The 26,540-nt window shown below is 71.8% G+C and carries 22 protein-coding genes, 1 pseudogene and 1 riboswitch; of the genes and pseudogenes, 3 read left to right on the top strand and 20 right to left on the bottom strand.

Going from position 1 to position 26,540, the window contains the following annotated elements:
• Positions 1 to 212: pseudogene (locus ABZY57_RS18245) on the bottom strand (ATP-binding protein); the annotation flags it as partial.
• Positions 213 to 780: 568 nt separating this feature from the next.
• Between ABZY57_RS18245 and ABZY57_RS18240 the strand changes: the two are divergent.
• Positions 781 to 1,857 (top strand): hypothetical protein, encoded by a 1,077-nt coding sequence (locus ABZY57_RS18240; protein WP_356513045.1) that lies wholly within the window; start codon positions 781 to 783, stop codon positions 1,855 to 1,857.
• A gap of 86 nt (positions 1,858 to 1,943) precedes the next feature.
• Positions 1,944 to 3,053 (top strand): hypothetical protein, encoded by a 1,110-nt coding sequence (locus tag ABZY57_RS18235; RefSeq protein WP_356513043.1) that lies wholly within the window; start codon positions 1,944 to 1,946, stop codon positions 3,051 to 3,053.
• Positions 3,054 to 3,149: 96 nt separating this feature from the next.
• Here the strand turns inward: ABZY57_RS18235 and ABZY57_RS18230 are convergent, their stop codons facing one another.
• From ABZY57_RS18230 to ABZY57_RS18215, 4 genes are all read right to left on the bottom strand, one after another.
• Positions 3,150 to 4,352, bottom strand: a complete 1,203-nt coding sequence (locus ABZY57_RS18230; RefSeq protein WP_356513041.1) for an MBL fold metallo-hydrolase — start codon at positions 4,350 to 4,352, stop codon at positions 3,150 to 3,152.
• 159 nt (positions 4,353 to 4,511) lie between these two features.
• On the bottom strand, positions 4,512 to 5,387 hold the full coding sequence (locus tag ABZY57_RS18225; protein WP_356513039.1) for an SGNH/GDSL hydrolase family protein: 876 nt from the start codon (positions 5,385 to 5,387) through the stop codon (positions 4,512 to 4,514).
• A gap of 109 nt (positions 5,388 to 5,496) precedes the next feature.
• The gene (locus ABZY57_RS18220) at positions 5,497 to 6,651 is read right to left on the bottom strand and encodes a winged helix DNA-binding domain-containing protein (RefSeq protein ID WP_356513037.1); all 1,155 of its coding nucleotides are present in this window, start codon (positions 6,649 to 6,651) and stop codon (positions 5,497 to 5,499) included.
• Positions 6,652 to 6,717: 66 nt separating this feature from the next.
• A complete protein-coding gene (locus ABZY57_RS18215) occupies positions 6,718 to 7,728 on the bottom strand; it encodes a LysM peptidoglycan-binding domain-containing M23 family metallopeptidase (protein WP_356513035.1) in 1,011 nt (336 codons plus the stop codon).
• Positions 7,729 to 7,732: 4 nt separating this feature from the next.
• A riboswitch (cyclic di-AMP (ydaO/yuaA leader) is annotated at positions 7,733 to 7,928 on the bottom strand.
• Positions 7,929 to 8,300: 372 nt separating this feature from the next.
• Between ABZY57_RS18215 and ABZY57_RS18210 the strand changes: the two genes are divergently transcribed.
• Positions 8,301 to 9,065 (top strand): tyrosine-protein phosphatase, encoded by a 765-nt coding sequence (locus ABZY57_RS18210; RefSeq protein WP_356513033.1) that lies wholly within the window; start codon positions 8,301 to 8,303, stop codon positions 9,063 to 9,065.
• 72 nt (positions 9,066 to 9,137) lie between these two features.
• On the opposite strand, the gene ABZY57_RS18205 is transcribed toward ABZY57_RS18210, so the two are convergent.
• From ABZY57_RS18205 to ABZY57_RS18135, 15 genes are all read right to left on the bottom strand, one after another.
• The gene (locus ABZY57_RS18205) at positions 9,138 to 10,520 is read right to left on the bottom strand and encodes an aspartate aminotransferase family protein (protein ID WP_356513031.1); all 1,383 of its coding nucleotides are present in this window, start codon (positions 10,518 to 10,520) and stop codon (positions 9,138 to 9,140) included.
• Positions 10,517 to 11,548, bottom strand: a complete 1,032-nt coding sequence (gene hpnH, locus ABZY57_RS18200; protein WP_356513029.1) for an adenosyl-hopene transferase HpnH — start codon at positions 11,546 to 11,548, stop codon at positions 10,517 to 10,519. The genes ABZY57_RS18205 and hpnH overlap by 4 nt, the downstream gene beginning before the upstream one ends.
• A 5-nt stretch (positions 11,549 to 11,553) precedes the next feature.
• Complete coding sequence (locus ABZY57_RS18195) at positions 11,554 to 12,219, bottom strand: 1-hydroxy-2-methyl-2-butenyl 4-diphosphate reductase (RefSeq protein ID WP_356513027.1); 666 nt, start codon at positions 12,217 to 12,219, stop codon at positions 11,554 to 11,556.
• A complete protein-coding gene (gene shc / locus ABZY57_RS18190; protein ID WP_356513025.1) occupies positions 12,219 to 14,276 on the bottom strand; it encodes a squalene--hopene cyclase in 2,058 nt (685 codons plus the stop codon). The genes ABZY57_RS18195 and shc overlap by 1 nt, the downstream gene beginning before the upstream one ends.
• Positions 14,277 to 14,401: 125 nt before the next feature.
• The gene (locus ABZY57_RS18185; RefSeq protein ID WP_356513023.1) at positions 14,402 to 15,496 is read right to left on the bottom strand and encodes a polyprenyl synthetase family protein; all 1,095 of its coding nucleotides are present in this window, start codon (positions 15,494 to 15,496) and stop codon (positions 14,402 to 14,404) included.
• An 89-nt stretch (positions 15,497 to 15,585) separates the two neighbouring features.
• Positions 15,586 to 16,959 (bottom strand): hydroxysqualene dehydroxylase HpnE, encoded by a 1,374-nt coding sequence (gene hpnE / locus ABZY57_RS18180; protein WP_356513021.1) that lies wholly within the window; start codon positions 16,957 to 16,959, stop codon positions 15,586 to 15,588.
• A gap of 91 nt (positions 16,960 to 17,050) precedes the next feature.
• Positions 17,051 to 18,010: a presqualene diphosphate synthase HpnD gene (gene hpnD / locus ABZY57_RS18175; RefSeq protein ID WP_356513019.1), complete on the bottom strand. Its 960-nt coding sequence runs from the start codon at positions 18,008 to 18,010 to the stop codon at positions 17,051 to 17,053.
• Positions 18,011 to 18,063: 53 nt separating this feature from the next.
• A complete protein-coding gene (gene hpnC / locus ABZY57_RS18170; protein ID WP_356513017.1) occupies positions 18,064 to 19,023 on the bottom strand; it encodes a squalene synthase HpnC in 960 nt (319 codons plus the stop codon).
• Positions 19,024 to 19,390: 367 nt separating this feature from the next.
• Positions 19,391 to 20,167 (bottom strand): ABC transporter ATP-binding protein, encoded by a 777-nt coding sequence (locus tag ABZY57_RS18165; RefSeq protein WP_356513015.1) that lies wholly within the window; start codon positions 20,165 to 20,167, stop codon positions 19,391 to 19,393.
• Positions 20,160 to 21,089: an ABC transporter permease gene (locus ABZY57_RS18160; RefSeq protein ID WP_356513012.1), complete on the bottom strand. Its 930-nt coding sequence runs from the start codon at positions 21,087 to 21,089 to the stop codon at positions 20,160 to 20,162. Before ABZY57_RS18160 ends, ABZY57_RS18165 begins: the two co-directional genes overlap by 8 nt.
• A gap of 96 nt (positions 21,090 to 21,185) precedes the next feature.
• On the bottom strand, positions 21,186 to 22,088 hold the full coding sequence (locus ABZY57_RS18155; RefSeq protein ID WP_356513010.1) for a glycosyltransferase: 903 nt from the start codon (positions 22,086 to 22,088) through the stop codon (positions 21,186 to 21,188).
• Positions 22,085 to 22,864 carry a CDP-alcohol phosphatidyltransferase family protein gene (locus ABZY57_RS18150; protein ID WP_356513008.1) on the bottom strand — a complete coding sequence of 260 codons (780 nt, stop codon included), beginning with the start codon at positions 22,862 to 22,864 and terminating at the stop codon, positions 22,085 to 22,087. Before ABZY57_RS18150 ends, ABZY57_RS18155 begins: the two co-directional genes overlap by 4 nt.
• Entirely contained in the window at positions 22,842 to 23,903 is a 1,062-nt protein-coding gene (locus ABZY57_RS18145) for an iron-containing alcohol dehydrogenase family protein (protein ID WP_356513006.1), read from the bottom strand. Before ABZY57_RS18145 ends, ABZY57_RS18150 begins: the two co-directional genes overlap by 23 nt.
• Positions 23,891 to 24,643: a phosphocholine cytidylyltransferase family protein gene (locus ABZY57_RS18140; RefSeq protein WP_356513004.1), complete on the bottom strand. Its 753-nt coding sequence runs from the start codon at positions 24,641 to 24,643 to the stop codon at positions 23,891 to 23,893. Before ABZY57_RS18140 ends, ABZY57_RS18145 begins: the two co-directional genes overlap by 13 nt.
• The gene (locus tag ABZY57_RS18135) at positions 24,640 to 26,430 is read right to left on the bottom strand and encodes a DUF5941 domain-containing protein (protein ID WP_356513055.1); all 1,791 of its coding nucleotides are present in this window, start codon (positions 26,428 to 26,430) and stop codon (positions 24,640 to 24,642) included. Before ABZY57_RS18135 ends, ABZY57_RS18140 begins: the two co-directional genes overlap by 4 nt.
• Positions 26,431 to 26,540: the final 110 nt, after the last annotated feature.

Genomic DNA, 26,540 nt, shown 5'->3' with positions numbered 1-26,540 from the left:
GCCCAGCCGCTGAGCACCGGCCACCGCCGGGGGTCGCGGGCGCCCGCGCCCCCGCCGAGCTGGAGCGCGAAGATCACCGCGGCGGCGCCGCTGAGCCCGGCGGCGAGCGTGGGAAGCAGGGCGGCACGGATCAGCTGGGGCCGTATCTGCCGACCGGGACCGGTGACGGCGTGTCTCGACGGGGAGTGGCGTGCGGCGCGGAGTCCGGACATCGGCGTCCTCGGTCTGTGGGGCCCGGCCCCCGGGCTTCCCGGGATCCGGTGTTGATCACCGGATACCCACGCTAGACCGCATGCTCGGCCCCAGGGCGGCCAGTTGGGGAACTTCGCCCGGGTGCTTCCCGCTCCCGATGGAGCGCTCGTACGACAGCCCGAATGCGCCGGGAGCGCACACTCCCCGGCGCCCCGTGGGCACGCGCCGTCTCCCGGAGCTCCCGCCCGCACCTCACCCCTCTCCCGCCCCACTCACGGCGCCCGAGGGCCGCGGAACCACCTATTCGACTTCGGCGTATGCAGCTCAAATCAAATAATTTCCTATGTAGATGCAGCACTAGAGGGCTGCTAGAGTCCGCATGCGCTGCCGACAGAGTGGCGATCCCGGCCGAGTCCGTACCCCTGGTCTGCCCCTGAGCGGCGTACATCCGCGAGGCAGGCAGCCGTTGTGATGCCGTGACAACTCCGCACCGACGACTCCCGAGCCGCACCGGCTCAACCGATCGCCCACCGCCACCGCCCTCGCTCATCACCCATCACCAATCACCCACCACATGGGGAGATCCACATGACCGCAGGACTTCTGCGCCGCTTCGCCACGGGCAGGACGCTGCTCCTGGGCGCCGTACTGGCCCTGGCCGTACCGGGAACCGCCTACGCCAACACCGTGAGCGTGACCGTGAAGACCCCCGGTGCCACCAGCGGACCCGCCACCGGCAGCTCCGAGATATCGACCCACGCGGACTGTTCCGGCGGCCTGGTCTCCGGCGGCGGGATCAACCAGGCCATCGGTACCGGCGGGAGCGCGAACGGCAACCACGTCAACGGGAGCTCACCCAGCTCGGACGGCACCACCGAATACACCGGCTCCACCGGGGTCGTCGGCACCGACGTGACGCACTGGCTCGGTATCGGCGGAAGCGGGGGCCAGGTCAACGCCTCCTTCTCCAGCACCCCGTACGCGATGTGCTTCACCAGCAACCTGATCAACCACACCCAGATCGTCATGAACAAGGCCAACACCCCCACCACCGGGGCGACGGTGGGCCGCGTCACGGCGACGTGTCCGGCCAACACCCGCCTGCTCGGCGGCGGCGCCCGCACCACCCCGGGCAACACGGGCAGCTACAAGGTGATCGCGAGCTTCCCCACCTTCAACAACTCCGCGCACAGCTACGGCGCCAAGGCCGCGGCGGACGGGGAGACCAACCCGGACTCCTGGTCGGCCGTCGGCTGGGACGGGAACAACAACAGCGCCAACTACACCTACGCCTACGCGATCTGCAGCGGAAGCGGGATCAACGTCTCGGGCGCCACGGTGAAGGTCCGCTACGCCGAGGTGAGCGGCCCCACCTCCGGCAGCACCGGCCAGACGGCGACCGTGGGCTGCGGCGGCGGTGAAGGGAAGCTGGTCAGCGGCGGCGCCGCGATCAGCGCAGGCAGCGTGACGACCACCGACTTCACCGGTCCGGGGTCGGGCGGCGACCACCTCAACGGCAGCTTCCCCAGCACCTCCGGCGGCAGCGCGGTCGGCGACGGGAGCACCACGGCGGCGTACTGGACGGCCGCCGCGCACACCGGGGGCCAGTCCTCACCCGGTACCCACACCGACGTCTGGGCGCTGTGCGCCGACGACGGCGTCTGAGGCGGCGGTTCGGACCGACCGGCTCCGCACCCGACGGCGGACGACGGACGACCGTCCCCGCACCTGAGAACCAGAGAGAGAATCCGATGAGCACCACCCTTTGGCGGGCTTCCGCCACCGCCACCACGACCACCACCGGCAAGGCCCTGCTGCTGGCCGCCCTGCTGTCCGTGACCGTGCCGGGAACCGCGTACGCCAAGACCGCCGACGTCACCGTCGTCAGCCCCGGGGCCGCCATGGGCCCGGCGACCCCCTTCACCGGGGTCTCCTCGCACGCGGACTGCGCCGGCGGCCTCGTCTCCGGCGGCGGGGCCGACCAGGCCATCGGCGACGACGACATGGCCAACGGCAATCATGTGATGGGCATCGTGCCCAGCGCCGACGGCGCCACCGAGTACACGGACGCACCCGGGATCGTCGGCAGCGACCCCACCCACTGGATGGCCTTCGGCGGCAGCGGGAGCCGCAGCAGCACGGCCTTCTCCACGACGCCCTACGCGATCTGCCTCGACAGCAACCTGATCAGGCACACCCAGGTGGTCATGAACAAGGCCCCCGGGCCCACCACGGGTCTGTCGTCCAAGCTCGTGACGGCGACCTGCCCGACCGGCACCGTCCTGCTCGGCGGCGGCGCCCGGACCACCCCCGCCGGGGTCGGCAGCCTCAAGCCGATCGCCAGTTTCCCCACCTTCAACGACGCAGCACACCACTTCGGCTCGATCGCCGCGGGCGACGGCGAGAGCGACCCCGACTCCTGGACGGCGGTCGGGGGAATCGGCGGCGGACGCGGTGCGGACAACATGACCTACGCGTACGCGATCTGCGGCGCGGGCGGCATCAAGCTCGACCACGTCTCCACGACCGTCCGGTTCACCGAGGTCAGCGGCCCGAACACGGCCTCGACCGGGCAGACGGCGACGGCCGGCTGCTCCCGCGAGGACGGGCGACTGGTGAGCGGGGGCGCAGCCATCAGCGGCGGCAACGTGACCACGACCGACTTCAGCAAGGCGACCTCGGGCGGTCCCCACCTCAACGGCAGCTTCCCCAGCGACGCCGCCGGCACGCCCGTCGGCGACGGCGGCTCCAACCCGTCGTACTGGACGGCGGCCACCCACAGCGGGGGCACGCCCTCCCCCGGCAGCTACTCCGACGTCTGGGCGCTGTGCCTGGACGTGCGCCACGGCCACAAGCGGTAGCTCCTCCGGCACCACGCCCCGACACCGGCGCGGAGCGGGACCTCCTCACCCGGGCGGTCCCGCTCCTTCAGGTCCCGGGCGCGTAGGCCTGCAGGCCTACGAGCCCACCGCCTCCGGCTCCTCGCGGGTGACGGCCGCCGGCTGCGCGGCCTCGGCGGGCCGGGCCGCCGTGACGGGCGCGGGCGACGAGCCCGCGGCCACGAAGGGCCGCCACCACGGCGCGCTCGGAGCGTCTGCCGCACCCGGCTCGAAGGGCTGTCCCGGCACCGGCAGGGCGATCGACGCCCCGGCTCCCGCCGCGGCGGTCACCGTGCCCTCCCCCGGCTCGTCCCACGGGTGCGGGGCGAGGTTGAAGGTGCCCCAGTGGATCGGCAGCATGGTTCCGCGCGCGACGCCGCCCTGGAGGTCGAGGTGGGCGCGCACGCCCTCCTCGGGCGTCATGTGGATGTCGGTCCAGAACTCCGAGTAGGCCCCGATCTGGATCATCGTGGCGTCGAAGGGCCCGTGCGCCGCGCCGATCTCCTCGAAGCCGGGGAAGTAGCCGGTGTCCCCGCTGTGGTAGATCCGGTGCTCGTCGCCCGCGACGACCCAGGACGCCCACAGGGTGAACTGCTGGTTGCGCAGTCCGCGCCCGCAGAAGTGCTGGGCCGGTGTGGCGGTGAGCGAGAGGCCGGCGACCTTGGTGGTCTCGTTCCAGTCGAGTTCGCGCAGCCGGTCGGCCGGGACTCCCCAGCGCTCCAGGTGCGCGCCGACGCCCAGCGGGACGGCGAAGACGGTGTCCGTTCCGGCCAGGGCCTTGATGGTGGGCAGGTCGAGGTGGTCGTAGTGGTCGTGCGAGATCACCACGACGTCCACCTCGCCCAGCGAGGCCAGCGGTACGGGCACGGGGTGCAGGCGCTTGGGACCGGCGAAGGGGAAGGGGGAGCACCGCTCGCCCCAGACCGGGTCGAAGAGGACCCGGCGCCCGTCGATCTCGGCGAGCACGCTGGAGTGGCCCATCCAGGTCAGCCGCAAGCCGCTGACCGGGGGCTTCGACAGCTCCGCGAGGGTCGTCGGGTAGACCGGAACGGGGGCGCCCGGGCTACGCCGGAGCCGCTGTTCCTTGTGGAAGTAGATCTTGGCGAACTCCGCCATGGACCCCGAGGGTCTGGTCCGGGTCCCGGCCGGGTTCTGGAACACTCCGTCGGCGAAGTTCGGCGAACGCCGGATCCGCTCCAGCCGGGCACCGGACGGGTCCGCGCCGAAGGCTTCGGGCCGCAGTGCACGCAGCCGTGGACGCAAGGGACGGGAGCCGGTCAAGGCGCCTCCAGTGTGGGGGGTGCGGGCAGGGCGTTCTCATGGTTACCACCATCCCAACGCGTGACACCCCCCAAGGATTCCGTTCCGTGGCTCCGAACGCTCCCCGGCCCCCGCCCGGCCCCCGCTCGGCCCCCGCGGGGGCCGCCCCCGCACCGTCCCCTACAGCGGCAGCAGGTCGGGCCGCTTCGCCTCCACGTGGTCCCCGGAGGACTCCCCGCGCAGCCGCCGGCCGATCCACGGCACCAGGTGCTCGCGCGCCCACTGGATGTTGTCGCGGGTGGTGTCCACCGAACCGCGCGGGCGCATCGGCGGCCAGGGCTGGTCCGGGTCGGCCGGCGTGTCGAGGCCGAGAACCTGGGCGGCACGCAGGGCGACCCGGGTGTGCCCCTCCGGCGAGAGGTGCAGCCGGTCGGCGTCCCAGGCCCGCCGGTCCTGTACGGATTTCAGCGACCAGAGGTCGAGTACGGGGCACTCGTACCGGTCGGCGATCGACCGGACGTGGGCGCTGAACGTCGCGATCTTGCCCCGCATGTGCCTGAGGACCGGCACGTCGCGCGTGTCGAAACCGGTGGTGATCACGACCAGGCCGACGGATCCGGCGAGGTCGCGCACGGCCGCCTCGTACCGTTCGGCCACGTCGTCGGGATCGCTGCCGGGCCGGATGATGTCGTTGCCGCCGGCGCAGAAGGTCACCAGGTCCGGTGCGAGCTCCTTGGCCCGGGGGACCTGCTCGGCCACGATCTGGTCCAGCAGCCGGCCCCGTACGGCCAGGTTCGCGTAGCGGAACCCACCGGAACCGGCGTACTCGCCGGAGGGGCCCAAGTCGCCGGACGCCCCGGATTCTTCGTGTCGCTCCTCGTTCCGGTCGGCCAGGAGGACGGCCAGCCGGTCCGCCCAGCCGACGAAGGTGTCCCCCGGTCCCGGGTCCCCGACGCCCTCGGTGAAGCTGTCCCCGAGCGCCGCGTACGAGCCAATGGTCTTGGTCTTGGATGTCGTCGTCGCTGCCACGGGAACCCATACTTCACCGCGGATCATGACCTACGCGACCGTAGCCAGGGCCTTACGGACCGTGATCTTCACCACCCCCCGGGCGGGGAATAGGACAGGTGGGACCGGGACCCCCCTCCGGTCCCGGCCCCACGGCTCAGACGAGCAACCGGGTCTCGGCGCTCGGTAGTTTGCTCCACCAGTGGCCGTACCGCCGGTAGACCTCCGGTTCACGGTCGGCCAGGAAGGCCGTCAGCGCCCGGGCCTCGCCCGCGAGCGCCTCCCAGACCGCCTCCGGGAGGGGGTGGAAGGCGGTCGCCTCGATCCCGCCGCCCGCCCCGGCCGGACGCCATACCCCGGCGACCCTGCCGTCGACCAGCAGGGTCGCCAGGGTGTCGCCGTTCATCCGCGCGACGAGCTTCCGGTACCGCGGCGGAACGATGCGGCTCCGGTCGGCGTACGCCAGGAGCACGCTGTCCCACATGGCCATGAGCCGGGGCGGCGCCGGCGTGTCCTCCTGCGGACGCGGTGCGCCCGGGAGGTCGAACAGTTCCTCGCCCTCCGGCCCCGCCAGCCGGTCGAGCCTCCCGGAGAGCTCCAGCGCCCGCAACGCCTGGCGCACCCTGGCCCGCTGGACCAGGGAGAACTGCGCCACGTCCGCCACCGTCGCCGGCCCGAACCCCTCCAGGTAGCGCAGGACCAGCGTCCGCAGGGACTCCTCCGCCGCCTCCGGGTCCGCCGGCACCGTGCGCGGCCGGCGCAGGGGCGCGACGTACGACGGACGCTCCCCGAACGACCACGGCGCGGCGGTGGGCGCGTGCAGCAGCGGCGCGTACTGCCGCAGCCCCCACCACGCTCCGGGCCGCGGCGCCGCTCCCAGCCGGTGCCCGAGCCAGGCCTCGCACTCCGCCGTCGTACGGGGCCGGTCGGCGAAGTCCAGCAGCTCCGGCGCGAGGACGTCGGCGTCCGCGGCCGTCAGCCCGGAGTCGGTGAAGCGGGTCCCGAGCCGGGCGGCCCGCACGGAGGGCTGCACGGCCTCCCGGAAGGACGGGTAGTCCTCCGCGTGCACGGCGTGCAGCGTCAGCCGCATCAGCGTCGACTTGACGACCTCGCGCCCCGCGAAGGCGGCGTCGAGGTCTGCCGGGTCGAGGCCGGAGAGCCGGTTCCACAGCGCGAGGTACGGCGAGGCCGCGTGCTGCGCCTGGAGCGCGACCACCCGGCGCACCGCATCACCGACGTCCATCGCCTCGCGCCGCAGCAGCAACTGCCGCGCCAGCGTGGAGCGGTTGAGCTCCCCTGCGCTGATCTTCATGCCACGACCGTCCCGTCCCCTGTCGGAACGGGCAGCCTAACCGGCACCTCCGACAGCACCTCGGATTCAGATGCTGACGCCCTTCGACCGGAGGTAGGCCAGCGGGTCGATGTCCGAGCCGTACGAGGGCCCGGTGCGGATCTCGAAGTGCAGGTGCGGGCCGGTCGAGTTGCCCGTGGAACCGGAGAGGCCGATGGTCTGGCCGCCGGTGACGCTCTGGCCGGAGGAGACGGACAGCTGGGAGAGGTGCGCGTACTGGCTGTACTTGCCGTCGGCGTGCCGGATGACGACCTCGTTGCCGTACGCGCCGCTCCAGCCGGCGGAGACCACGGTGCCGGCGCCGACCGCCCTCACGGTGGTGCCGGTGCTCGCGGAGAAGTCGACACCGGTGTGGTAGCCGCTGGACCACATGGAGCCGGCGGTCTTGTAGGCGGTGGACGGGCTGCTGCTGACGGGGGCGACGAAGCCGGACGAAGCGGAGCCGCCCTGCTGCTGGGCGGGAGCCTTGGGGGCGGGCGCCGCGGCTTCGACGGAGGAATCCGACGAATCGCCAGAATCGCCAGAATCCGAAGAACCGGAATAAGTGGAGGAAGGAGAGGAAACGGACTTCTTGGCCGGCTTCGGCTTCGGCTTCGGCTTAGCGGCCGGCGCGGACTCGGCCGCCGCGGCCGGAGCCGAACCCTTCGCGCCGAGCGTGAGCTTGAGGCCCGGGTGGATCAGCGACGGGTCGACGCCGACGGCCTCGCGGTTGTCCGCGTAGAGCTGCTCCCAGCCACCACTGAGGTGCTGGCGCTCGGCGATCTTGGAGAGGTAGTCGCCCGGCACCACGGTGTAGACGGTGGGGGCGCCCTGCGCGGCGGCGGGCGCAGCCCGGAGGGCCGACGGAACCTGCGCGGCCACGGCCTGCGGAGCCTGGACCGGAGCCGCGGCGGGTGCGGCGGCCGGGACACCCGCGGCGTGGGCGCCGGTGGCGCCGAGCAGCGGGAGCGCAAGGGCCGCGCCACCGGTGCCCGCGACGGCGAACCCGCGGGATATCGAGCGGGACTTGGGACGGCGGTGCTTACCCGTTCCGGACATGTCGAATTCCTCTCCGACGCCTGCGAGGTGAGCTGTCGGGTTCGGACTGGAGATGTCCGGCCGCCTCTGTGCCGGTGAACAGCACACGTACGGCTTCACCCCGAGCTGTCCCGTTGTAAAGATCTCGACCGGAGATCGGGAACAGCGGCTTACCTGGTTCCCCCGCTCCTGCCACGCGCGTGAATAGTCGGGTGCGGTTTCCGGTCGGCGGCAGGATTAGGCGGTCCGTCCGGATCGATCGCGAACGTAATCGAGTCCTACCGGGCGGAACAAGTCATGAATTCCCCAACAGAATCTTGAAGATGACGGGCCGCCGGAATTCCGGTCACCCTCCGTCCATTCCCCACCTTCAACAACCGCCCCAGCAAGGGAATTCGCCATTCGTGATCAGCCACTCACCGTCACCGTATGATCTGGCTCACGGGGGCGTGTCCGATCTCGCCTCTCGCTATGGCAAGTTGGCCGCAAGTAGCGTAATTCGGACACCACCCACGACGACGACACGGAGGAGCCCGGTGATCCAGCCGATACCCCAGAGCCCCCACAGCCATCCGGTACCGCCGGAGCCCGTCATGACCGGAGTGCGCAACTTCCGCGACGTGGGCGGCTTGCCGACCACGGACGATCGAAGGGTCAAGTCGGGACGACTGTTTCGAAGCGGACATCTGGCGCATGCCACCGAAAGCGACGCGCAGTTCCTCGGGTCGCTCGGGCTGCACACCGTCTTCGACTTCCGCAACGGCGCCGACCACGCGCTGGAGGGGGCGGACGTGGAGCTGCCCGGGGTGCTCAACGTCAACATTCCGCTGTCGGATCCGGCCGACGGCAGCGAGTTCTGGAAGATGGTCCGCGACGGGGACCTGGCACAGCTCCGGGAGATCCTGGGCGAGGGCAAGGCCGCCGCGCGGATGTCCCGTTCGTACCGGACGATGATCCGGACCCGCACCGCCGAGCACAGCCGGGTGGTGCACGCGCTCGCCGAGGACAGCGTCCCGGCCCTCATGCACTGCGCCGCCGGGAAGGACCGGGCCGGCCTGTCGATCGCCGTCACCCTGCTCGCGCTGGGCGTCGAGCGGGAGGCGATCCTCGCGGACTACCTGGAGTCGAACGCCCCGCACAACCGCTACCGGGTCCGCCGGGGCAGCGACTCTCCCGAGGCCCGCGCCCCCGAGGTGATGGAGCTGCTCGCCCCGCTCTTCGACGCGCGCGCCCCGTATCTGGCCACGGCCTTCGATGCCATCGACGAGGAGTGGGGCGGCGTGGAGCGCTACCTCGCCGAGGGCCTCGGACTCGCGCCCGAGACCCTCGACAGGCTCCGCGACCGGCTGCTGGACTGACGCCCCACGAAGCGGGCCGTCGCCCGCCGGGCCGACCGGGCGGTCGGCACGGCGGCAGACCCGGAGACCGCCTCAGCGGTTGGCGACGGCCTGCTTCACCAGGGTCCGGCCGAAGTCCCACATCAGCGCGCCGCCGCCGTGGGCCTCGTCCATGACCGCGCGGAAGGCGCCGACGAAACGGTCGACGTCCGCCTCGTCCACGATCAGCGGCGGGATCAGCTTGATCACTTCCAGGTGGTCGCCGGAGACCTGCGTGAGGATCCGGTGCTTCTGCAGCAGCGGTACCACGACCATCTGCGCGAACAGCCCCTTGCGCGCCGCCTGGAGCATGCTCCAGCGGCTCCGCAGCCCCAGCGAGGACGGCCGGCCGAACTCGATGCCGATCATCAGCCCGCGTCCCCGTACCTCGTGGAGCAGTTCGTACGTGTCCACGAGCGCGGCGAGCCGCCCGCGCAGCAGGTCACCCATCGCGCGGGCGTTCGCCACCACCTGCTCGTCCTCCATGACGGAGAGGACGGCGAGTCCGGCCGCCATCGCCTGCGCGTTGGAGCCGAAGCTGGCGGAGTGGACGAGCACCCGGTCCATGGAGGAGTAGACCTTCTTGAAGATCCAGTCCTTCCCCAGGGTCGCGCCGACGGGCACGTAGCCGCCGGAAAGGGCCTTGGCCACGCACACCAGGTCCGGTTCGACTCCGGCCTCATGCTGGTAGGCGTAGAAGTCGCCGGTCCGCCCGAGGCCGGTCTGCACCTCGTCCGCGATCAGCAGCGCCCCCCGCCGGTGCAGCAGCTCCTGTGCGGCGAGCAGGAACCCGGGCGGGGCGGCGAGCACCCCCTTGCCCTGGATCGGCTCCACGACGAAGGCCGCCACGTCCCCCTTCTTCAGCTCCCGCTCCAGCGCGGCCAGGTCCCCGAGGGCGATCTTGGTGTCGGGCAGCAGCGGTGCGAAGCCGTCGCGGAAGCCGGCCTCGCCGTTGACCGAGAGCGAGCCCGTGGTGAGCCCGTGGAAGGCGTGGTCGCAGTAGAGGACCCTGGGCCGCCCGGTGGCGTACCGGGCGAACTTCAGGGCGGTCTCCACCGCCTCCGTGCCGCTGTTGCCGAAGAAGACCCGGTCCAGGTGCGGGCTGTGGGAGAGCAGCTTCTCGGCCAGCAGTCCGGGCAGCGGCTGGCAGTCGAAGCGGGTCAGGTCGGCGAGCTGGGCGTCCAGCACGTCGTGCAGGGCCTGCCTGACCACCGGGTGGTGGCGCCCCAGGCCCATCACCCCGAAGCCGGCCAGCATGTCGAGGTAGTCGTTGCCCTCGGCATCCCAGAAGTGGGCTCCCTCGGCCCGCTCGTAGACCTTGTCGAAGCCGATGGTCTGGAGCATCCGGGGCAGCTGGTGGTTGAGGTGACGGGCGTGCAGTGCGTACCGCTCGCCGCCCCGCTCGGCGAGCAGGGCGGCGAGGTCGAAGCCGGTCATGCCGACTTGTCCCGGTTCCCGCCCACGGTCTCGCGGGCCGCCCGCAGCGACTCCTTCAGCGAACCCATGGTGGCCAGGACGGCCGTGGGCTCGTACCCGCAGTGCGCCATGCAGTTCGCGCAGCGCGGGTCCTTCCCGCGGCCGTACTTGCTCCAGTCGGTCTCCTCGATCAGTTCCCGGTACGTGGGCACGTACCCGTCGCTCATCAGATAGCAGGGGCGCTGCCATCCGAAGAGCGAGTAATTCGGAATGGCCCAGGCGGTGCAGGGGAAATCGGCTTTGCCTTCCAGGAAGTCCAGGAAGAGCGGGGAGTGGTTGAGCCGCCAGCGCCGCCGGTTCCCGCCCGCGAAGGCCTTCTTGAAGAGTTCGCGGGTCTGTTCGACGCCGAGGAAGTGCTCCTGGTCAGGGGCCTTTTCGTAGGCGTAGGCCGGCGAGATCATCATCTCGTCCACCTGGAGATCGTCATTGAGGTAGTTGAGGACCTCGATGATGGTCTGCGGGGTGTCGGTGTTGAAGAAGGTCGAGTTGGTGGTGACCCTGAATCCGCGCCGCTTCGCCTCCTTGATGGCCGCGACCGCCTCGTCGAAGACGCCTTCCTTCGCCACCGACTCGTCGTGGCGCTCGCGCAGTCCGTCGATGTGCACGGCGAAGGCGAAGTACGGGGAGGGCGTGAACTTCTCGATCTTCTTGCGGAGCAGCATCGCGTTGGTGCAGAGGAAGACGTACTTCCGCTTCGCCACCAACTGGCGCACGATCTCGTCGATCTGCGGGTGCATCAAGGGCTCGCCGCCCGCGATGGACACCATCGGCGCGCCCGATTCCAGCACGGCGCCCACCGCCTGGGCCACGGGCATGCGCTGCTTGAGCACCCCGGCCGGGTGCTGGATCTTCCCGCACCCCTCGCAGGCCAGGTTGCAGGCGTAGAGCGGTTCCAGCTCGACGATCAGCGGGAACTTCTCACGCTTGCGGAGCTTCTGTTCGAGCAGGTACGTCCCGACCCTGATGGTCTGTCGCAGTGGCATGGCCATCTGGCTCACCTCCTGGGGAGCAGCAAAGAACGGTGCCATTCATAAAACGCGGGCAGTACGGCACGCAGTACGCGAAAGGCCGATATTCCCCCGCGAACGGTGCCGATACGGACGAGCTCATGCTCCGGAGCGTCCACGATCACCCGGACGGCCGCAACCGGACGGTCCGCGCCCTCCGGGGCGCTCCCGCCCCGGGTCGCGGTCCAGAGGGTGGCGGCCGATTCCATGTCGACCCCGATGGCGCCGCCGGCGCGCAGTTCGGCGCGCTCCTGGCCCCGGACGACGTGGTCGGATCCGGTCAGTGCACCGAGGTGGACGGTCCGGCCGGGTACGGCCCGGGCCAGTGCCTCGGCGAGCAGGGCGGTACCGGCGCAGGCGACCGTGCCGCGCGGGTCCCGGGTCTCCTCGGCGACGATCAGGTCGCCGGGGCTCATGCCGGGCAGCAGCCCGGCGCAGAATCCGGTGGCGAGCACGGCGGCGCCGTGCTGCTCCGGCTCGGCCAGTTTCCGGCCGACGGTGCGCTCGGCCGCGCGCGGGCCCATGCCGGTGCGCAGGACCTCGTACCGCTCGGGCGCGTCCCGCTCCCGGCCGCTGCGCAGGGCCGTCCGCTCGATGCGCAGCGCGCAGGCGATGAGCAGCGGCGGCAGGTCCGCGGCGGGGCCGGCGGACATCACGCCTCCCCGGGGGACGGAACCGTGTGCGGGAGGGCGGCGGGATGCGCGTACCGCCCGCCCGGGCCGAAGGGTTCTCCGTGCAGATAGCGGCCGAGGGCGGTGAGCGGGAAGACCTGGCGGTACAGGTGGTAGTTGATGGAGAAGTCCCATGGGAAGCCGGTACCGGTGAAGTACGGCTCGTCCCAGGTGCCGTCGGAGTGCTGGGTGGAGACGAGGTAGCCGATCCCCCGCTCCACGGACGGCGCGTCGCGCTCCCCGGCCGACAGCAGGGCCATCAGCGCCCACGCCGTCTGCGAGGCGGTGGAGGCGCCCTTCCCCGCCCAGGACGGGTCCTGATAGGAGCGCTGGTCCTCGCCCCATCCCCCGTCCTCGTTCTGTACGGATTCCAGCCAGGCCACGGCCCGCCGGATCGCGGGGTGCGAGGGGGAGAAGCCGGCGGCGGTCAGGGCCGGGACCACCGAGCCGGTGCCGTAGACGTAGTTGGTGCCCCAGCGGCCGAACCAGCCGCCGTTCGGGTCCTGTTCGGCGAGGAGCCAGGCGATGCCGCGCCGGGTGCGCGCGTCGCCGGCCCGGCCCTCGACGGCCAGCATCTCCACCACGTGCGCGGTGACGTCGGCCGAGGGCGGGTCGATGACCTCGCCGAAGTCGCAGAAGGGCAGCTTGTTCGGGAAGGGGCTGGTGTTGTCGGCGTCGAAGGCTCCCCAGGCGCCGTTCTTCGACTGCATGCCGAGGTTCCAGGACACCCCCCGGGCGATGGCGCCCTCCACCCGCGCCGGGTCGGGATGCCTGATGCGGCGCAGGGCGAGGACGACCTCGGCGGTGTCGTCGATGTCGGGGTAGTTGTCGTTGTGGAACTCGAACGCCCAGCCGCCCGGGGCCAGTCCGGGGCGGCGCACGGCCCAGTCCCCGCTGCGCACGATCTCCTCGCCGAGCATCCAGTCGGCGGCTTTGACCAGGGCGGGGTGGTCGGGGCGCAGTCCCGCGTCGGCCAGCGCGATCGCCGCCAGACAGGTGTCCCAGACCGGGGACTGGCAGGCTTCGATCATGCGGGCGCCGTCCGCGCGCCAGACGGCGAAGCGGTCCAGGGACTCCAGTCCGGCGCGCATCACCGGGTGCTGGAGGTCGTAACCGAGCAGGTGCAGGGCGATGACGGAGTACACGGCGGGCGGCTGGATGCCGCCCCAGCAGCCGTCGTTCTCCTGCCGCTCCACGATCCAGCGGCCCGCGCTCGCCATGGCCGCCTTGCGCAGCCGGCGCGGGGCGAACCGCCGGTACACGTGCAGGGCCTTGTCCATCCGCTGGAAGATGCCGTCCCAACTGGCCATCGGGGCAGGGTGCTTGACCGGGTACGGCGTCCGCGCGTCGGTGTGCAGCTCGTCCAGGGCGAAGGGGGCCGGGCGGATCGGTCGCAGGGCGGAGACGACGGTGAGCGGGACGATCGTCTGCCGGGCCCAGCAGCCGAAGTCGTAGATGTTCAGCGGCACCCAGGGCGGCAGGAACAGCAGTTCGGGAGGGAGTTCGGGCAGGTGGTCCCAGCTCCACCAGCCGAACAGCGCCAGCCAGATGCGGGTGAACACGCGGGCGCCCGCGAGTCCCCCGTGGGCCCGGATCCACGCCGAGGCGCGGGCCATGTGCGGGGCATCGGGTGCGTCCCCGGCGAGGCGCAGGGCCACGTAGGCCTCGATGGTGGCGGAGAGGTCGCTGGGGCCGCCGTGGAAGGTGGCCCAGGTGCCGTCGTCCTCCTGCTCTCCGCGGATGAACAGGGCCGCGGCCCGGGTGGTGGGCTCGTCCCTGATCCCGAGGAACTGGCGCAGCAGCAAGTCCTCGGCGTCCATGGTGACGTTGGTCTCCAGGTCGCCCTTCCACCAGCCGGTCTCGTCCTGCCGGTCGAGCAGGTCCCGGACCGCCCGCTCGATGGCCTCGCGGACCCCGGCCGGCAGGGTGGGGCCGGGGTCCGGGCAGACCCCCGGGGCCGGGCCCGGCGGCCCGGCGGCCCCGATGTCGTTCGGGTCGGCGCCGCAGGCATGGGCGCCGCCGTCGGTCGTCGCAGTCATGGCTTCCCCTTTGCGTGCAGTGTCCTCTGCTGTCATCCGCTTTACTGGGGGCCGCCGTCGACCGGTACTACTGGCAGGCAGTACCGGCCGGCGACTCGCGATTCATATGCGCGTACGGGTGGCGATCACCTCTTGCGCACGACGACGAAGTCGGCGAGCGCCACGAGCTGGTCGCGCACGCGCTGGTCCATGTCCACCTCGTCGAGGGCCCTGATGGCGATCTCGTACTGGCGGCGCGCCTCGTCGGCGGTCCACCGGCGCCCTCCCGCCGCCTCGATGAGCGCGGCGCGGGCCGCGAACTCCTCCTCGGAGAAGTTCTCGAAGTCGTTGCTCTTCGCGTCGGCGGCGAGCAGCTCGGCGAGTTCCTCGCAGGCCGGTCCGCCGGCGGCGAGGGCGGCCACGACGGGCAGCGACTTCTTGCGCTGGCGCAGGTCGCTCCAGGTCTGCTTGCCGGTGGAGTCCGGGTCGCCCCAGATGCCGAGGAGGTCGTCGACGGCCTGGAAGGCGAGGCCGAGGTGGTAGCCGTACTCCTCCAGCTTGTCCGCCGTACGGTCGTCCGCGCCGCCGAGCACGGCGCCGATGGAGACCGCGCAGGCGAGCAGGGCGCCGGTCTTGTTGCCCTCCATCTCCAGGCACTCTTCGACGGTGACGCTCTCGCGGTGCTCGTAGGAGATGTCCTGGGCCTGGCCGTCGATGAGCTTGCGGCTCGCGGTGGTCAGGCGGCGCGCCGCACGGCCGGCCTCGACCGTGCCGAGCTCCAGGAGCACCTCGTTGGCCAGGGCGAACAGCGCGTCGCCGACAAGGATCGCGAGGGCGGGTCCGTGGACCTTCCACACCGTGTCGCGGTGGCGGCGCTGCTCGTCGCCGTCCATCAGGTCGTCGTGCAGCAGCGAGAAGTTGTGGACGAGCTCGACGGCGACGGCGCCGGGGATGCCGACCTCGGGCGCGGCGCCGGCGGCTTCCGCCGAGAGCAGGGCGAGGGCGGGGCGGACGGCCTTTCCGCCGTCGCCGTCCGCCGGGTTTCCGTAGGCGTCGATCCAGCCGAAGTGGTAGGCGGCGACGGTGTCCATGGGCGCGGCGAGCCGGTCCACGGCGGCGCGGAGCACGGGCGTCGAGAGCGTACGGCCTCGTTCGAGGAGGGCGAGCGTGTCCGCCTTCTCCCCGCCGGCCGGGCCCGCACTGGCGTCCGTGTTCTCGACGGCCGGATTCCCCGGGTTCACTGGCTCTCCTCTGGTTCCTGTACGTACTGCGGTGCTTGGTGCTGCGGCGCGTGGTGCCGCGCTGCGTGGTGCTGCGGTGCCGCTGGTGGTCATACCGCCTCCTGCAAGGGGTGTTCGCGGTGGCGGCCCAGCGGGGCGAGCGCGGCACGGGCCGCGCTCAGTCCGCTGCGGACGGCGCTCTCCATGGTCGCGGGCCAACCCGTCGCGGTCCACGCACCGGCGAGGTAGAGCCCCGGCGTGTCGGTCCGGGTTCCGGGCCGCAGCCGGCCGACGCCCGGGGTGGGGGCGAAGGTCGCGGTGCGCTCCCGGGTGACGAAGAAGTCGCGCACCTTGGCTCCGCGCGCGGCGGGCAGCAGCCGTTCCAGCTCGGGCAGGTACTTGGCGCGCAGGACCGAGACGGGTTCGTCGATGTCCTCGTGGGCGACCGACTGGGAGAGCGCCAGGTACTGGCCGCCGTCGGGGAGTCCGGAGGAGTCGGTGCGGTCGAAGACCCACTGGACCGGGGAGCCGAGGGCCGCGAAGAAGGGCTGCTTGAGGACCTTGCGGTCGTACACGACGTGCACGTTGAGGATCGGCGCGGTGCCGATGTCGAGCAGTTTGTCGGGGTCGGCGAGCGCTCCGGCGGGCAGCAGCCCGTGCGCCTCGCGCTGCGGGACGGCGAGGACGACGGTGCCCGCGTCGAACGAGTCGCCCTCGGTGGCCACCCGCCAACCGCCCTCGGGGGTACGGGAGATGTCCGTGACCCGGGTGCGCAGTTCGATGCGCACCCCTGCGGCGTCCAGGGCCTTGCGGGCGAGGGTGTCGTGCAGGTCGCCGAGCGGTACGCGGGCCCAGCCGATGTCGGCCGCGCCGTTCTCGGAGAGCAGGCCGGTCTTGAAGACCATGGCGGCCAGGCCCAGCGAGGACTGCCCGGCGGTGGCGTTGAGCGTGGCGATGCCGACGAGGTCCCACAGCGCCTCGATGGTACGAGGGGACTGGCCGTACCGGCCGAGCCAGGTCGCGAAGTCCACGCCGTCGAGCGCCGGGTCGGCGGGGTCGAGGCGGCGCAGCGCGAGGGCGGCGCGCCCGACGGAGGCCCGCTCGGCGAGCGAGAGGTGCGGGTAGCGGGCCAGCGAGCCGGCCAGGTGCAGCGGTACGGGCAGGGCGCTGCGGCGCAGCCGGCCGAGCCGGGGGCCGCCGGGGTGCGCGACGTCGAGCACGGGCACGTCGAGCCGGTCCTGCAGGGGAGCCAGGTCCGCGCCGTCGACGCGTTCGAGGAACCACCGGTAGGCGGTGCAGCAGCGCAGGTAGACGTGCTGGCCGTTGTCCACGGTCAGCTCGCCGCGCTTGAAGGAGAAGGCCAGGCCTCCGAGGCGGGGCCGGCCCTCCAGCAGGGTCACCCGCAGGCCCGCGTCAGCGAGCTCCAGCGCGGTGGTGACACCGGCGAGCCCGCCGCCGACGACCACGGCGTGGTGCGCGGTCATGCGTCCTCCTCTGTCGCTCCCACAGACGCCGCCGGGCGCCGCGGGGTTGCTCCCGTCCGACCCTCCGTCGCGGCCCGCCGGGCCGCCGCCATCAGAGCCGCCTCCTGGTGCTCTGGCGCGCGATGGTCCGCGCGTCCAGGCCGGAGAGGCCGCGGACGGCCACGTACGCCTTCTCGTGCGGCGGCAGCGAGACCCGGCCGCGGAGCACCGCCTCCGGCTCGCGCTCGATGCGGTCGAGGAGGCGCCGGTAGATGCCGGCCATGGCCGCGACGCAGGCGCCGCTGCGCCGGTCGAGCAGGGGCAGCAGCCGGTAGCCCTCCACGAACAGGGCGCGGGCGCGCCGCACTTCGTGGTGGACGAGTCCGGCGAAGTCGGAGCCGCTGGGCATCCGCTCGCTGCGGAAGCCGTCGGAGCAGCCGAACTTGGCGAGGTCCTCGGCGGGCAGGTAGGTCCGGCCGTTGCCCGCGTCCTCGCGAACGTCGCGCAGGATGTTGGTGAGTTGCAGGGCGAGACCGAGGGTGTCGGCGTACTCGCCGGCCCGTGCCGCCTCGTGCGCGCCGGACCCGGCGGATCCGTTGGAGTGCGCGGTGCCGAACACGCCGAGCGAGAGACGGCCGATGGCCCCGGCCACGCAGCGGCAGTAGACCTTGAGGTCGTCCCAGGTCTCGTACGTCTCGCCGCGGACGTCCATGAGGACGCCGTCGATGAGTTCGTCGAGCCCTTCGAGCGGGATCGGGAAGCGGCGCGAGGCGTGCGCGAGGGCGACCGCGACCGGGTCGGTGTCGTCCTCGTCGACCTCCTCGGCGCGGATCCGGCCGAGCAGGGTGCGGGTCTCCTCCAGCCGGGTCAGTTTGACCTCGTGCGGCAGGGTGCCGTCGCCGATGTCGTCGACCCGCCGGGAGAAGGCGTACAGCGCGGACATCGCCTGCCGCTTGTCCGCGGGCAGCAGCCGGATGCCGTAGGCGAAGTTGCGCGCCTGCGAGCCGGTCACGGCCTCGCAGTAGCCGTAGGCCGCCGCGATCAGTGAGGACATCGCGGCCGGTGCGGACATCGCTGTCGGCGCGCCCGGTGCGGACGCGTGTGTGGGGCCCTCCACGGTCGGGCTCACCCCTTTCTCGGCGCTGTGCGCAGGACGGCGGCCACCTCGCGGAGCAAGCCGCTCCGGGTGGCCTTGGGCGGGCCGGGAAGGACGTCGAAGCCGGCGGCGGCGACGGCTCGCAGGGCGGCGCGTCCTCCTCCCACGAAGCCCGCGAGCAGCAGCCGGAGCCTTCCGTGGACGCTGCCCACGAGCGGCGTGCCTTCGTCGAGGAGTTCCCGCGCCCGTTCGGTTTCGAAGGCGACGAGGGCGCGTACGGACGCCCCCGCGGACGGGGCCTTCAGGTCGGTCTCGGTGACGTGGAAGCGGCGCATGTCCTCGCCCGGGAGGTAGATCCGGTCCCGGGTGAGGTCCTCGGCGACGTCCTGGAGGTGTTCGGCGATCTGCAGGGCGGTGCAGACGGCGTCGGAGCGGCGGATCCGCTCGGGGGTGCTGGTGCCGGTGAGGTCGAGCACGAGCCGGCCCACCGGGTTGGCGGAGAGCTCGCAGTAGCCGAGGAGGTCGCCGTAGGTCTCGTAGCGCGCGACCCGCTGGTCCTGGCGGTTGGCTTCGATGAGCCCCAGAAACGATTCGGGAGTGAGCCCGTGGGCGCGCACGACGGGCTGCAGGGCCAGCATGAGCGGATGGCGCGGAGGCCCGTCGGTGCCGCCGAAGACCCGACCGAGGTCGGCTTCGAGGGCGTCGAGCATCGCGATCCGGTCGTCCGTGGCGGCGGGGTCGAGACCGAGCAGCACGGCGTCGTGGCCGCCCGGAGCGAGGTCGCCGTCGCCGATGTCGTCGACCAGGCGGGCATACCCGTAGACCGCCATCAGTCCCTCGCGCCAGGCGCGGGGCAGGAAGGCGGGGGCGACGGGGAAGTTCTCGGAGCGGGCCTTGCCGAGGGTGGCGGCGCCCGGGCGGGCGGGGAGGGAGCCGGAGGCGTCGGACGGCTCGTGCGGCCGGGGGCTGTTGCCGTGCCCCGGGGTCACCGCCCGCCGCCCGCGGCGGGAACGGCCGTCGTGCCTGGGGGCCGGAGAATTCCCGTAGCCATTGCCGTCACATCTCCCGTTCTACACTGCCAACCCAATACATCCTATTTCGGACACGCCGCCGCACATTCCCCGGGGCGTTCTGGGCTATTCACCTAGGGGGGAATCGCCCCCTCTTGCCCGCGATTGAGGCCTGGCCCAGCTTACGCTGTACAACGCCGCCGGGGCTCGACGGGTATTCGGTCCGCCCCACAATGTCGCCCGCACGCCACCGCGGGAAAAGAGGACCGCCGGGTGCGCCGGGCACCCGCACGGCATACGACGGCCCCCGCCGCCGGACGCGGTGGGGGCCGTCGGTGGAAAACCGTCAGCTGGTCGCCTTCTCGTACGCCGAGACGACTTCCTCGGTGGGGCCGTCCATCAGGAGTTCGCCCCGCTCCAGCCACAGCACCCGGTCGCAGGTGTCGCGGATGGACTTGTTGTTGTGACTCACGAGGAAAACGGTTCCGGCCGTCTTGCGCAGTTCGCGGATGCGCGCCTCGGAACGCACCTGGAACTTCCGGTCACCGGTGGCCAGCGCCTCGTCGATCATCAGGACGTCGTGGTCCTTCGCGGCGGCGATGGAGAAACGCAGGCGCGCCGCCATGCCGGAGGAGTAGGTCCGCATCGGCAGGGAGATGAAGTCGCCCTTCTCGTTGATCCCCGAGAAGTCGACGATGTCCTGGTAGCGCTCCCGGATCTGCGCGCGGGTCATCCCCATCGCGAGACCGCCGAGGACCACGTTGCGCTCGCCGGTGAGGTCGTTCATCAGCGCCGCGTTGACGCCCAGCAGCGAGGGCTGGCCGTCGGTGTACACCTTGCCGGACTCGCACGGGAGCAGACCCGCGATGGCACGCAGCAGGGTGGACTTGCCGGAACCGTTGGAGCCGATGACACCGATGGCCTCGCCCCGGTACGCGGTGAAGGTGACCCCGCGTACGGCGTGGACCCGGCGGACGCCCGGTCCGTCGCCGCCCCGGCGGACTATCTTGCTGAGCGCCGCCGTGGCGCTGCCTTTGCCGGAGCTGCCGGTGTTGACCCGGTAGACGATGTGCACGTCGTCGGCGATGACGGTGGGGATGTGCCCCTGGTTGTTCTCAGCCACGGCCGTAACGCTCCTCAGCCTTCCAGAAGTACACGAATCCGCCGGCTCCGATGAGGACCGCCCAGCCGACGGCGAAGGCCCACACGTGGGGCGGCAGGTTGTCCCGGCCGTATCCGTCGATGAGCGCGAAGCGGATCAGGTCCATGTAGATGGCGGCCGGATTCCACTGCAGCACGTACGCGATCCACTCGGGCTTGCCCTCGAGCATCGTCTTGATCGAGAACATGACGCCGGATGCGTACATCCACGTACGCGTGACGAACGGCATGAGCTGCGCGAGGTCGGGGGTCTTGGAACCCATCCGGGCGAAGATCAGGGCGAGGCCGGTGTTGAAGGCGAACTGGAGGATCAGCGCCGGGATCACGAGCAGCCACGACAGGCTCGGGTAGTTGCCGAATCCGATGGTGACCACGAACACGACGATCATCGAGAACAGCAGCTGCTGGAGCTGCTGCAGCGAGAAGGAGATCGGCAGCGAGGCGCGCGGGAAGTGCAGGGCGCGGACCAGGCCGATGTTGCCCGGAATCGCTCTGACGCCCGCCATCAGCGAGGTCTGCGTGAAGGTGAAGACGAAGACGCCGATCACCAGGAACGGGATGTAGTCGTCCTTGTCGATGCCCCGGCCGGCGTTCAGGATCAGCCCGAAGATCATGTAGTAGACCAGCGCGTTCAGCAGGGGGGTCGCCACCTGCCAGATCTGCCCGAGCTTCGCCTGGCTGTACTGGGCCATCAGCTTGGCCCGGGAGAACGCGACGATGAAGTGGCGTCGCTCCCAGAGCTGGCGCACGTACGGGACCAGGCCCGGCCGGGCTCCGCTGACGGACAGGCCGTACTTCCTGGCGAGCTCCGCGGGGCTCAGCCCGGCGTCTTCGGACGGCCGCCTGCTCGTGGCAAGGGTTCCGTCCTGGGTTGTGTCACTCACAAGATGAAACTTTCCGTCTTCATGATGCGGGAGAAGGGGGCATCGGGCCTGAGTCGATCGGTTCGTGATCGCGCCATGGTCTCAGACCCGGACGTGTCAGATGACAGGCGGTCGGCCCAGCCGGGTCAGCCGCCAGACCGTACGCCACTTCATGGGGCGCCGGGGACCACAGGAGGTGGTCCAGCCCTCCTTGAAGCCACCGAACCAGGCCTTCAGCGCGGGCCCCGAGGGCCTGCGCAGGAGCGTCAGCAGGAGCCAGACGCCCACGTAGACCGGGACCAGCGGGGCGGGCAGGTTGCGGCGGGCGAGCCACACCCGGTTGCGAGCCACCATACGGTGGTAGACCGCGTGCCGGGAGGGGGCCGTGGCCGGGTGCAGGAGCACCATGTCCGCCCGGTAGTCGATCAGCCACCCGGCGTCGAGCGCCCGCCAGGCCAGGTCCGTCTCCTCGTGCGCGTAGAAGAACTGCCCCGGAAGGTCTCCGACCTGCTCGAACACCGTCGTGCGGACCGCGTTGGCGCCGCCCAGGAAGGTGGTGACGCGCGAGGAGCGCATCGGGTCGGCGGCCCGCAGCCGTGGGACGTGCCTGCGCTGGGTCTCGCCGGTCTGCGGATCGGCGATCCGGAAGCTGACGATGCCCAGCTCGGGGTCCTCGGTGAAGGCCTGCCGGCACAGTTCGGCGGTGTCGGTGCGCTCCAGCAGTCCGTCGTCGTCCAGGAAGAGCAGGACGTCCACGTCGAAGCCGTCGGCGCCCGCCGTGCGGAAGGCCTCGATGCCGACGTTGCGGCCGCCCGGGATGCCCAGGTTCTCGGGCAGCTCCACGGTCCGCACGCCCGCCGCCGGGTCCTCCAGACCGGTGAGCCGTACGCCCTGGCCCACGACGACCACCTCGACCGGGGCCCCGTCCTGCCGGGCCACCGAGTCGAGGAGCGCCTTGAGCTCGTCCGGGCGGTTGCCCATCGTGATGATGACGGCGCCCAGCCGCAGCGGCGCCGTCACTTGAGCCTGCTCGAGGCCAGGACCGACACCAGGTGCAGCACCGTCTGCAGCATGGCGATGCCGGCGAGCACCGCGACGCCGAGGCGGGAGAAGTACAGGTCGCCGCGGACCTGGTCCAGGACGGCCAGCACCAGGATGAGCAGCGAGGCCTCGATGCCGAGGACCAGGCGGTGGAACTTGAGCGCGGCGGCGGCCCGGCGGGCGAGCGCCATGCCGGACGAGCGCGGCGTGGCCGCCGCGTCCTGGACCACGGGCTTGCCGGCCTGGTGGCGGGCGACGCCGACCAGGTCGGTCTCGGCCTTGATCAGGATCGCGCCGAGCGCCGCGAGGGTGCCCAGGAAGGCCCACAGCCAGTCGATGCGGCCGGTGCCCCACAGGTCGGAGGCGCGCAGGCCGAAGCCGACGAGCACCGCCGCGTCGCACAGGTAGGCGCCGACCCGGTCCAGGTAGACCCCGGACAGCGAGAACTGCTGCTTCCAGCGGGCGACCTCGCCGTCGACGCAGTCGAGCAGCAGGTACATCTGGACCGCGACCACGCCGAGGACGGCGCCCCAGACGCCCGGCACCAGCAGGGCCGGGGCGGCGAGGACTCCGGCGAGGGTCATCACGTAGGTCAGCTGGTTGGGCGTGACCTTCGTGGTGACCAGGCGGCGGGTGATGCGCAGGGAGATCTCGCGCATGTAGAGGCGCCCGCCCCAGTGCTCGCCGCTGACCCGGTCCTTGACGCCCGCCGGGTGAACGACGGGCCGGAGTTCAGCTACGGATGGTCTTGGCATAGTCGGCGTAAGCGTCCCTGATCTCGGCTGCGGACAGGTTGAGGTGCTCCAGGATCGTGAAACGTCCCGGACGGGTCTGGGGGGCGTACTCGACGGCCGCGACGAACTCGTCCACGCTGAACCCGATCTCCTCGGGCAGCACCGGCAGGCCGTGACCGCGCAGCACCCGGACGAAGAGCTCGGACTTCTCCGCGTCCCCCCGCAGGTGCATGGCGAAGGCGGCGCCGAGGCCGACCTGCTCCCCGTGGAGCGCGGAGCGTCCCGGGTAGAGCAGGTCGAAGGCGTGGCTGATCTCGTGGCAGGCGCCGGACGACGGGCGGGTGTCCCCGCTGATCGCCATGGCGATGCCGGAGAGGACGAGCGCCTCGGACAGCACGGTGAGGAACTCGTCGTCGCCGACCCCGCCGGGGTGGCGCAGTACGGACTCGCCCGCGGTACGGGCCATGGCGGCGGCCAGGCCGTCGACGGGCTCGCCGTTGAGGCGGTGCGAGAGCTCCCAGTCGGCGATGGCCGAGATGTTGGAGATCGCGTCGCCGATGCCCGCGCGGACGAACCGCGCCGGGGCCTCACGGATGACGTCGAGGTCGACGACCATCGCGATCGGCATGGGCACGCCGTAGGAGCCCCGGCCGTTGTCGTTGTCCAGGATGGATACCGGCGAGCAGATGCCGTCGTGCGAGAGGTTGGTGGCGACGGCCACCATGGCCAGCCCGACCCGCGCCGCGGCGTACTTGGCCACGTCGATGATCTTTCCGCCGCCCAGACCCACGACGGCGTCGTAGCGGCGCCCCTTTATGTCGTCGGCGAGCTTGACCGCGGAGTCGATCGTCCCGTCGACGACCGAGTACCAGTCGGCGTGCGGCAGCACGGGCTCCAGCTTGGCGCGCAGCACCGCGCCGGAGCCGCCGCTGATGGCGATCGCGAGCTTGCCGGACGCGGAGACGCGCTGGTCGGCCAGGAGGCCGGCCAGATCGTCCATCGCGCCGCGGCTGATGTCGACGACGACGGGCGAGGGGATGAGCCTCGTCAGTACTGGCATGCGATCGTCCGGCCCTTGGCCAGGTCGTCGTGGTTGTCGATCTCGACCCACTTGACGTCGCCGATGGGGGCCACGTCGATGGTGAAGCCGTCGTTGACGAGCTGCTGGTAGCCGTCCTCGTAGTAGAGGTCGGGGTCGCGCTCGAAGGTGGTCTTCAGGGCCTCGGCCAGCGCCTCGGCGGCGTCCGGCTCGATGAGGGTGACGCCGATGTACTCGCCGGTCGCGGTGGCCGGGTCCATCAGCTTGGTGATGCGCTGCACACCCTTCCCGCCGTCGGTGATGACCTTCATCTCCTCGTCGGCCAGGTTCTTGACCGTGTCGAGGGCGAGGATGATCTTCTGGCCGTTGCCGCGGGCGGCGAGCAGGGTCTTCTCGACCGAGACCGGGTGGACGGTGTCGCCGTTGGCGAGGATCACACCCTGCTTCAGGACGTCACGGGCGCACCACAGGGAGTAGGCGTTGTTCCACTCCTCGGCCTTGTCGTTGTCGATCAGCGTGATCTTGACGCCGTACTTGGCCTCCAGGGCCTCGCGGCGCTCGTACACGGCTTCCTTGCGGTAGCCGACGACGATGGCGACCTCGGTCAGGCCGACCTCGGCGAAGTTGCCGAGCGTCAGGTCGAGGACCGTGATGCTCGCCTCGTCCCCTTCGGGTCCGACGGGCACGAGGGCCTTGGGCAGGGTGTCGGTGTAGGGACGCAGGCGGCGTCCGGCTCCGGCAGCGAGGACGAGGCCGATCATGCTGGTTCTCCTTCGTCATGTACGGCGGGTGCCCCGGAGGACACCCAGAAGCGGATGCTCTCCACGAGCACCACGAGTGCCACGAACACGGCGAGGGCCGTGAGCGCGACGGGGAAGTCCACGGCGCGCGCCGCCAGGACGGAGGCCAGGACCGTGATCAACAGGATCCGGCCTTCGTGTCCGCCGATCGTCCGCACCAGCCAGTGCGGGGGCGCGCCGGTGCCACCGCGGATGCGGTAGACCGTGTCGTAGTGATGGTAGGCGACCGCCGCGACCAGTCCGAATGCCGCCGGAAGGGCCCCGGGGACGTCCGCCTTGGCCGCGAGGATCAAGACGGTGGTGTATTCGGCCGCGCGGAAGACGGGCGGCACGAGCCAGTCGAGCGCGCCCTTGAGGGGGCGGGCGACGGCCGCGCCGGCGAGTACGGCGTAGAACGCGGCGGCGACGATCACCTGGCGGGCGCCGAACTCGTACGCCCAGGCCGCCCACAGCAGGGCGCCGGAGCCGATCACGGCGGCGACGATCCCCGCGCCGGGGGCCAGCCGGCCCACCGCCCGGCCCGTGAGCTCGGCGACGGGGCCCGAGTCGGCGAGGTCCGCGAGGGCCTGTGCGGCCCGGTCGGTCCGCTTCGCCCTGCGGGTCAGCGAGCGCAGGACCCGGCCGGCCGTGGTGTAGAGCGCGCCGAAGGCGCAGCCGACGAGCAGGGCGTAGAAGACGATCCGCGGGGTGGTGAAGGCGATGAGGACCGCGATCATGGCCCAGCGCTCGCCGATCGGCAGGATGATCATGCGCCGGACCCAGACCGTCCAGCCGACGCTGTCGAGCTTGTCGGAGAGGGCCGCAGTGGGGCTCGTGTTCGCCGTGGCGTCGTGGTTGGCCTCGTTGAAGGCGAAGTCCACGACGTGCCGGCAGGTCATCAGGATCATGGCGCCGAGCGCCAGGGCCCATACGTCGTCGCCGTTTCTCGCCGCGCCGAGCGCGAGGCCCGCGTAGAAGGAGTACTCCTTCGCGCGGTCGAAGGTGGCGTCGAGCCAGGCGCCCATCGTCGAGTACTGGAGCGAGTAGCGGGCGAGCTGCCCGTCCGTGCAGTCCAGGACGAAGGAGACCAGGAGCAGCACACCGGCGGCGACGTAGCCCCAGCGGTCTCCGGTCGCCGCGCAGCCGGCCGCGATCAGCGCGGTGATCAGCGAGGCGGTGGTGACCTGGTTGGGGGTCAGTCCGCGGCGCGCGCACCAGCGGGCGATGTAGCGCGAGTACGGGCTGACGAAGAAGGTGGTGAAGAACCCGTCGCGGGACTTCACGGCGGTGCGCAGCCGGACGGCCTCGTCGTCGACGGCCGCGACGGCGGCGGCGGCGCTCGCGCGCTCGGCGGCCGTGGCGGGCACGGCGGCGACGAGGGTGCCCAGCTCGGGGCGGTGCACGGGGGTGCCGGTGGACTCCACGGCGGCGGCGAGCCGGTCGGGGAACGGGCCGTCGCCCACGGGTGCGGTCGCGTCGAGCGCGGCGGCCCGGTCCAGGGCGGCGCGGGCGCCGGGCTGCACGGCGAAGGCGCCGGTGACGGCGCACGCGTCGAACCGGGGGTCGGTCAGCGCGAGCCGCAGCGCGTGCACGTGCCCGACGAACTCCCCGTCCACGACGGCCACCCGCTGCTCGGCGGGTACCAGCGCCAGCGCGGCGGCGGTGTCCGACGGGGTGGCCGCGGGGCGGACCTCGAAGCCGAGGGAGCGCAGCTCGCCGGCGAGCGTTGATCCGGGCACCGGCAGGCCGGTAAGGATGACGGTCGGCAGACGAACTCACTCCTTGCACGCACACGGGTAAACGGGCGCCGGGTGGGCCGGCGGCACGTCGGCAGAGGCTATCGGATGAACGGAAGCAGGGGTTCACCGCCTGTTTACGC

Origin of the sequence: Streptomyces sp. NPDC006450, from assembly GCF_040612195.1 — a bacterium.
Taxonomy (GTDB): Bacteria; Actinomycetota; Actinomycetes; order Streptomycetales; family Streptomycetaceae; genus Streptomyces.
The sequence above is the reverse complement of the archived record's forward strand: the minus strand, read 5'-3'. Positions and strand labels throughout refer to the sequence as shown.

Coding starts and splice junctions, on each gene's coding strand:
- ABZY57_RS18205 (WP_356513031.1), bottom strand. CDS start 10,520: ATGACCGGCTTCGACCTCGCCGCCCTGCTCGCCGAGCGGGGCGGCGAG.
- hpnD (WP_356513019.1), bottom strand. CDS start 18,010: ATGTCCGCACCGGCCGCGATGTCCTCACTGATCGCGGCGGCCTACGGC.
- ABZY57_RS18195 (WP_356513027.1), bottom strand. CDS start 12,219: ATGTCCGCCGGCCCCGCCGCGGACCTGCCGCCGCTGCTCATCGCCTGC.
- ABZY57_RS18140 (WP_356513004.1), bottom strand. CDS start 24,643: ATGATCGGCCTCGTCCTCGCTGCCGGAGCCGGACGCCGCCTGCGTCCC.
- ABZY57_RS18240 (WP_356513045.1), top strand. CDS start 781: ATGACCGCAGGACTTCTGCGCCGCTTCGCCACGGGCAGGACGCTGCTC.
- ABZY57_RS18145 (WP_356513006.1), bottom strand. CDS start 23,903: ATGCCAGTACTGACGAGGCTCATCCCCTCGCCCGTCGTCGTCGACATC.
- ABZY57_RS18210 (WP_356513033.1), top strand. CDS start 8,301: ATGACCGGAGTGCGCAACTTCCGCGACGTGGGCGGCTTGCCGACCACG.
- ABZY57_RS18225 (WP_356513039.1), bottom strand. CDS start 5,387: ATGATCCGCGGTGAAGTATGGGTTCCCGTGGCAGCGACGACGACATCC.
- ABZY57_RS18220 (WP_356513037.1), bottom strand. CDS start 6,651: ATGAAGATCAGCGCAGGGGAGCTCAACCGCTCCACGCTGGCGCGGCAG.
- ABZY57_RS18150 (WP_356513008.1), bottom strand. CDS start 22,864: ATGCCAAGACCATCCGTAGCTGAACTCCGGCCCGTCGTTCACCCGGCG.
- ABZY57_RS18215 (WP_356513035.1), bottom strand. CDS start 7,728: ATGTCCGGAACGGGTAAGCACCGCCGTCCCAAGTCCCGCTCGATATCC.
- shc (WP_356513025.1), bottom strand. CDS start 14,276: ATGACTGCGACGACCGACGGCGGCGCCCATGCCTGCGGCGCCGACCCG.
- hpnE (WP_356513021.1), bottom strand. CDS start 16,959: ATGACCGCGCACCACGCCGTGGTCGTCGGCGGCGGGCTCGCCGGTGTC.
- ABZY57_RS18235 (WP_356513043.1), top strand. CDS start 1,944: ATGAGCACCACCCTTTGGCGGGCTTCCGCCACCGCCACCACGACCACC.
- hpnH (WP_356513029.1), bottom strand. CDS start 11,548: ATGGCCATGCCACTGCGACAGACCATCAGGGTCGGGACGTACCTGCTC.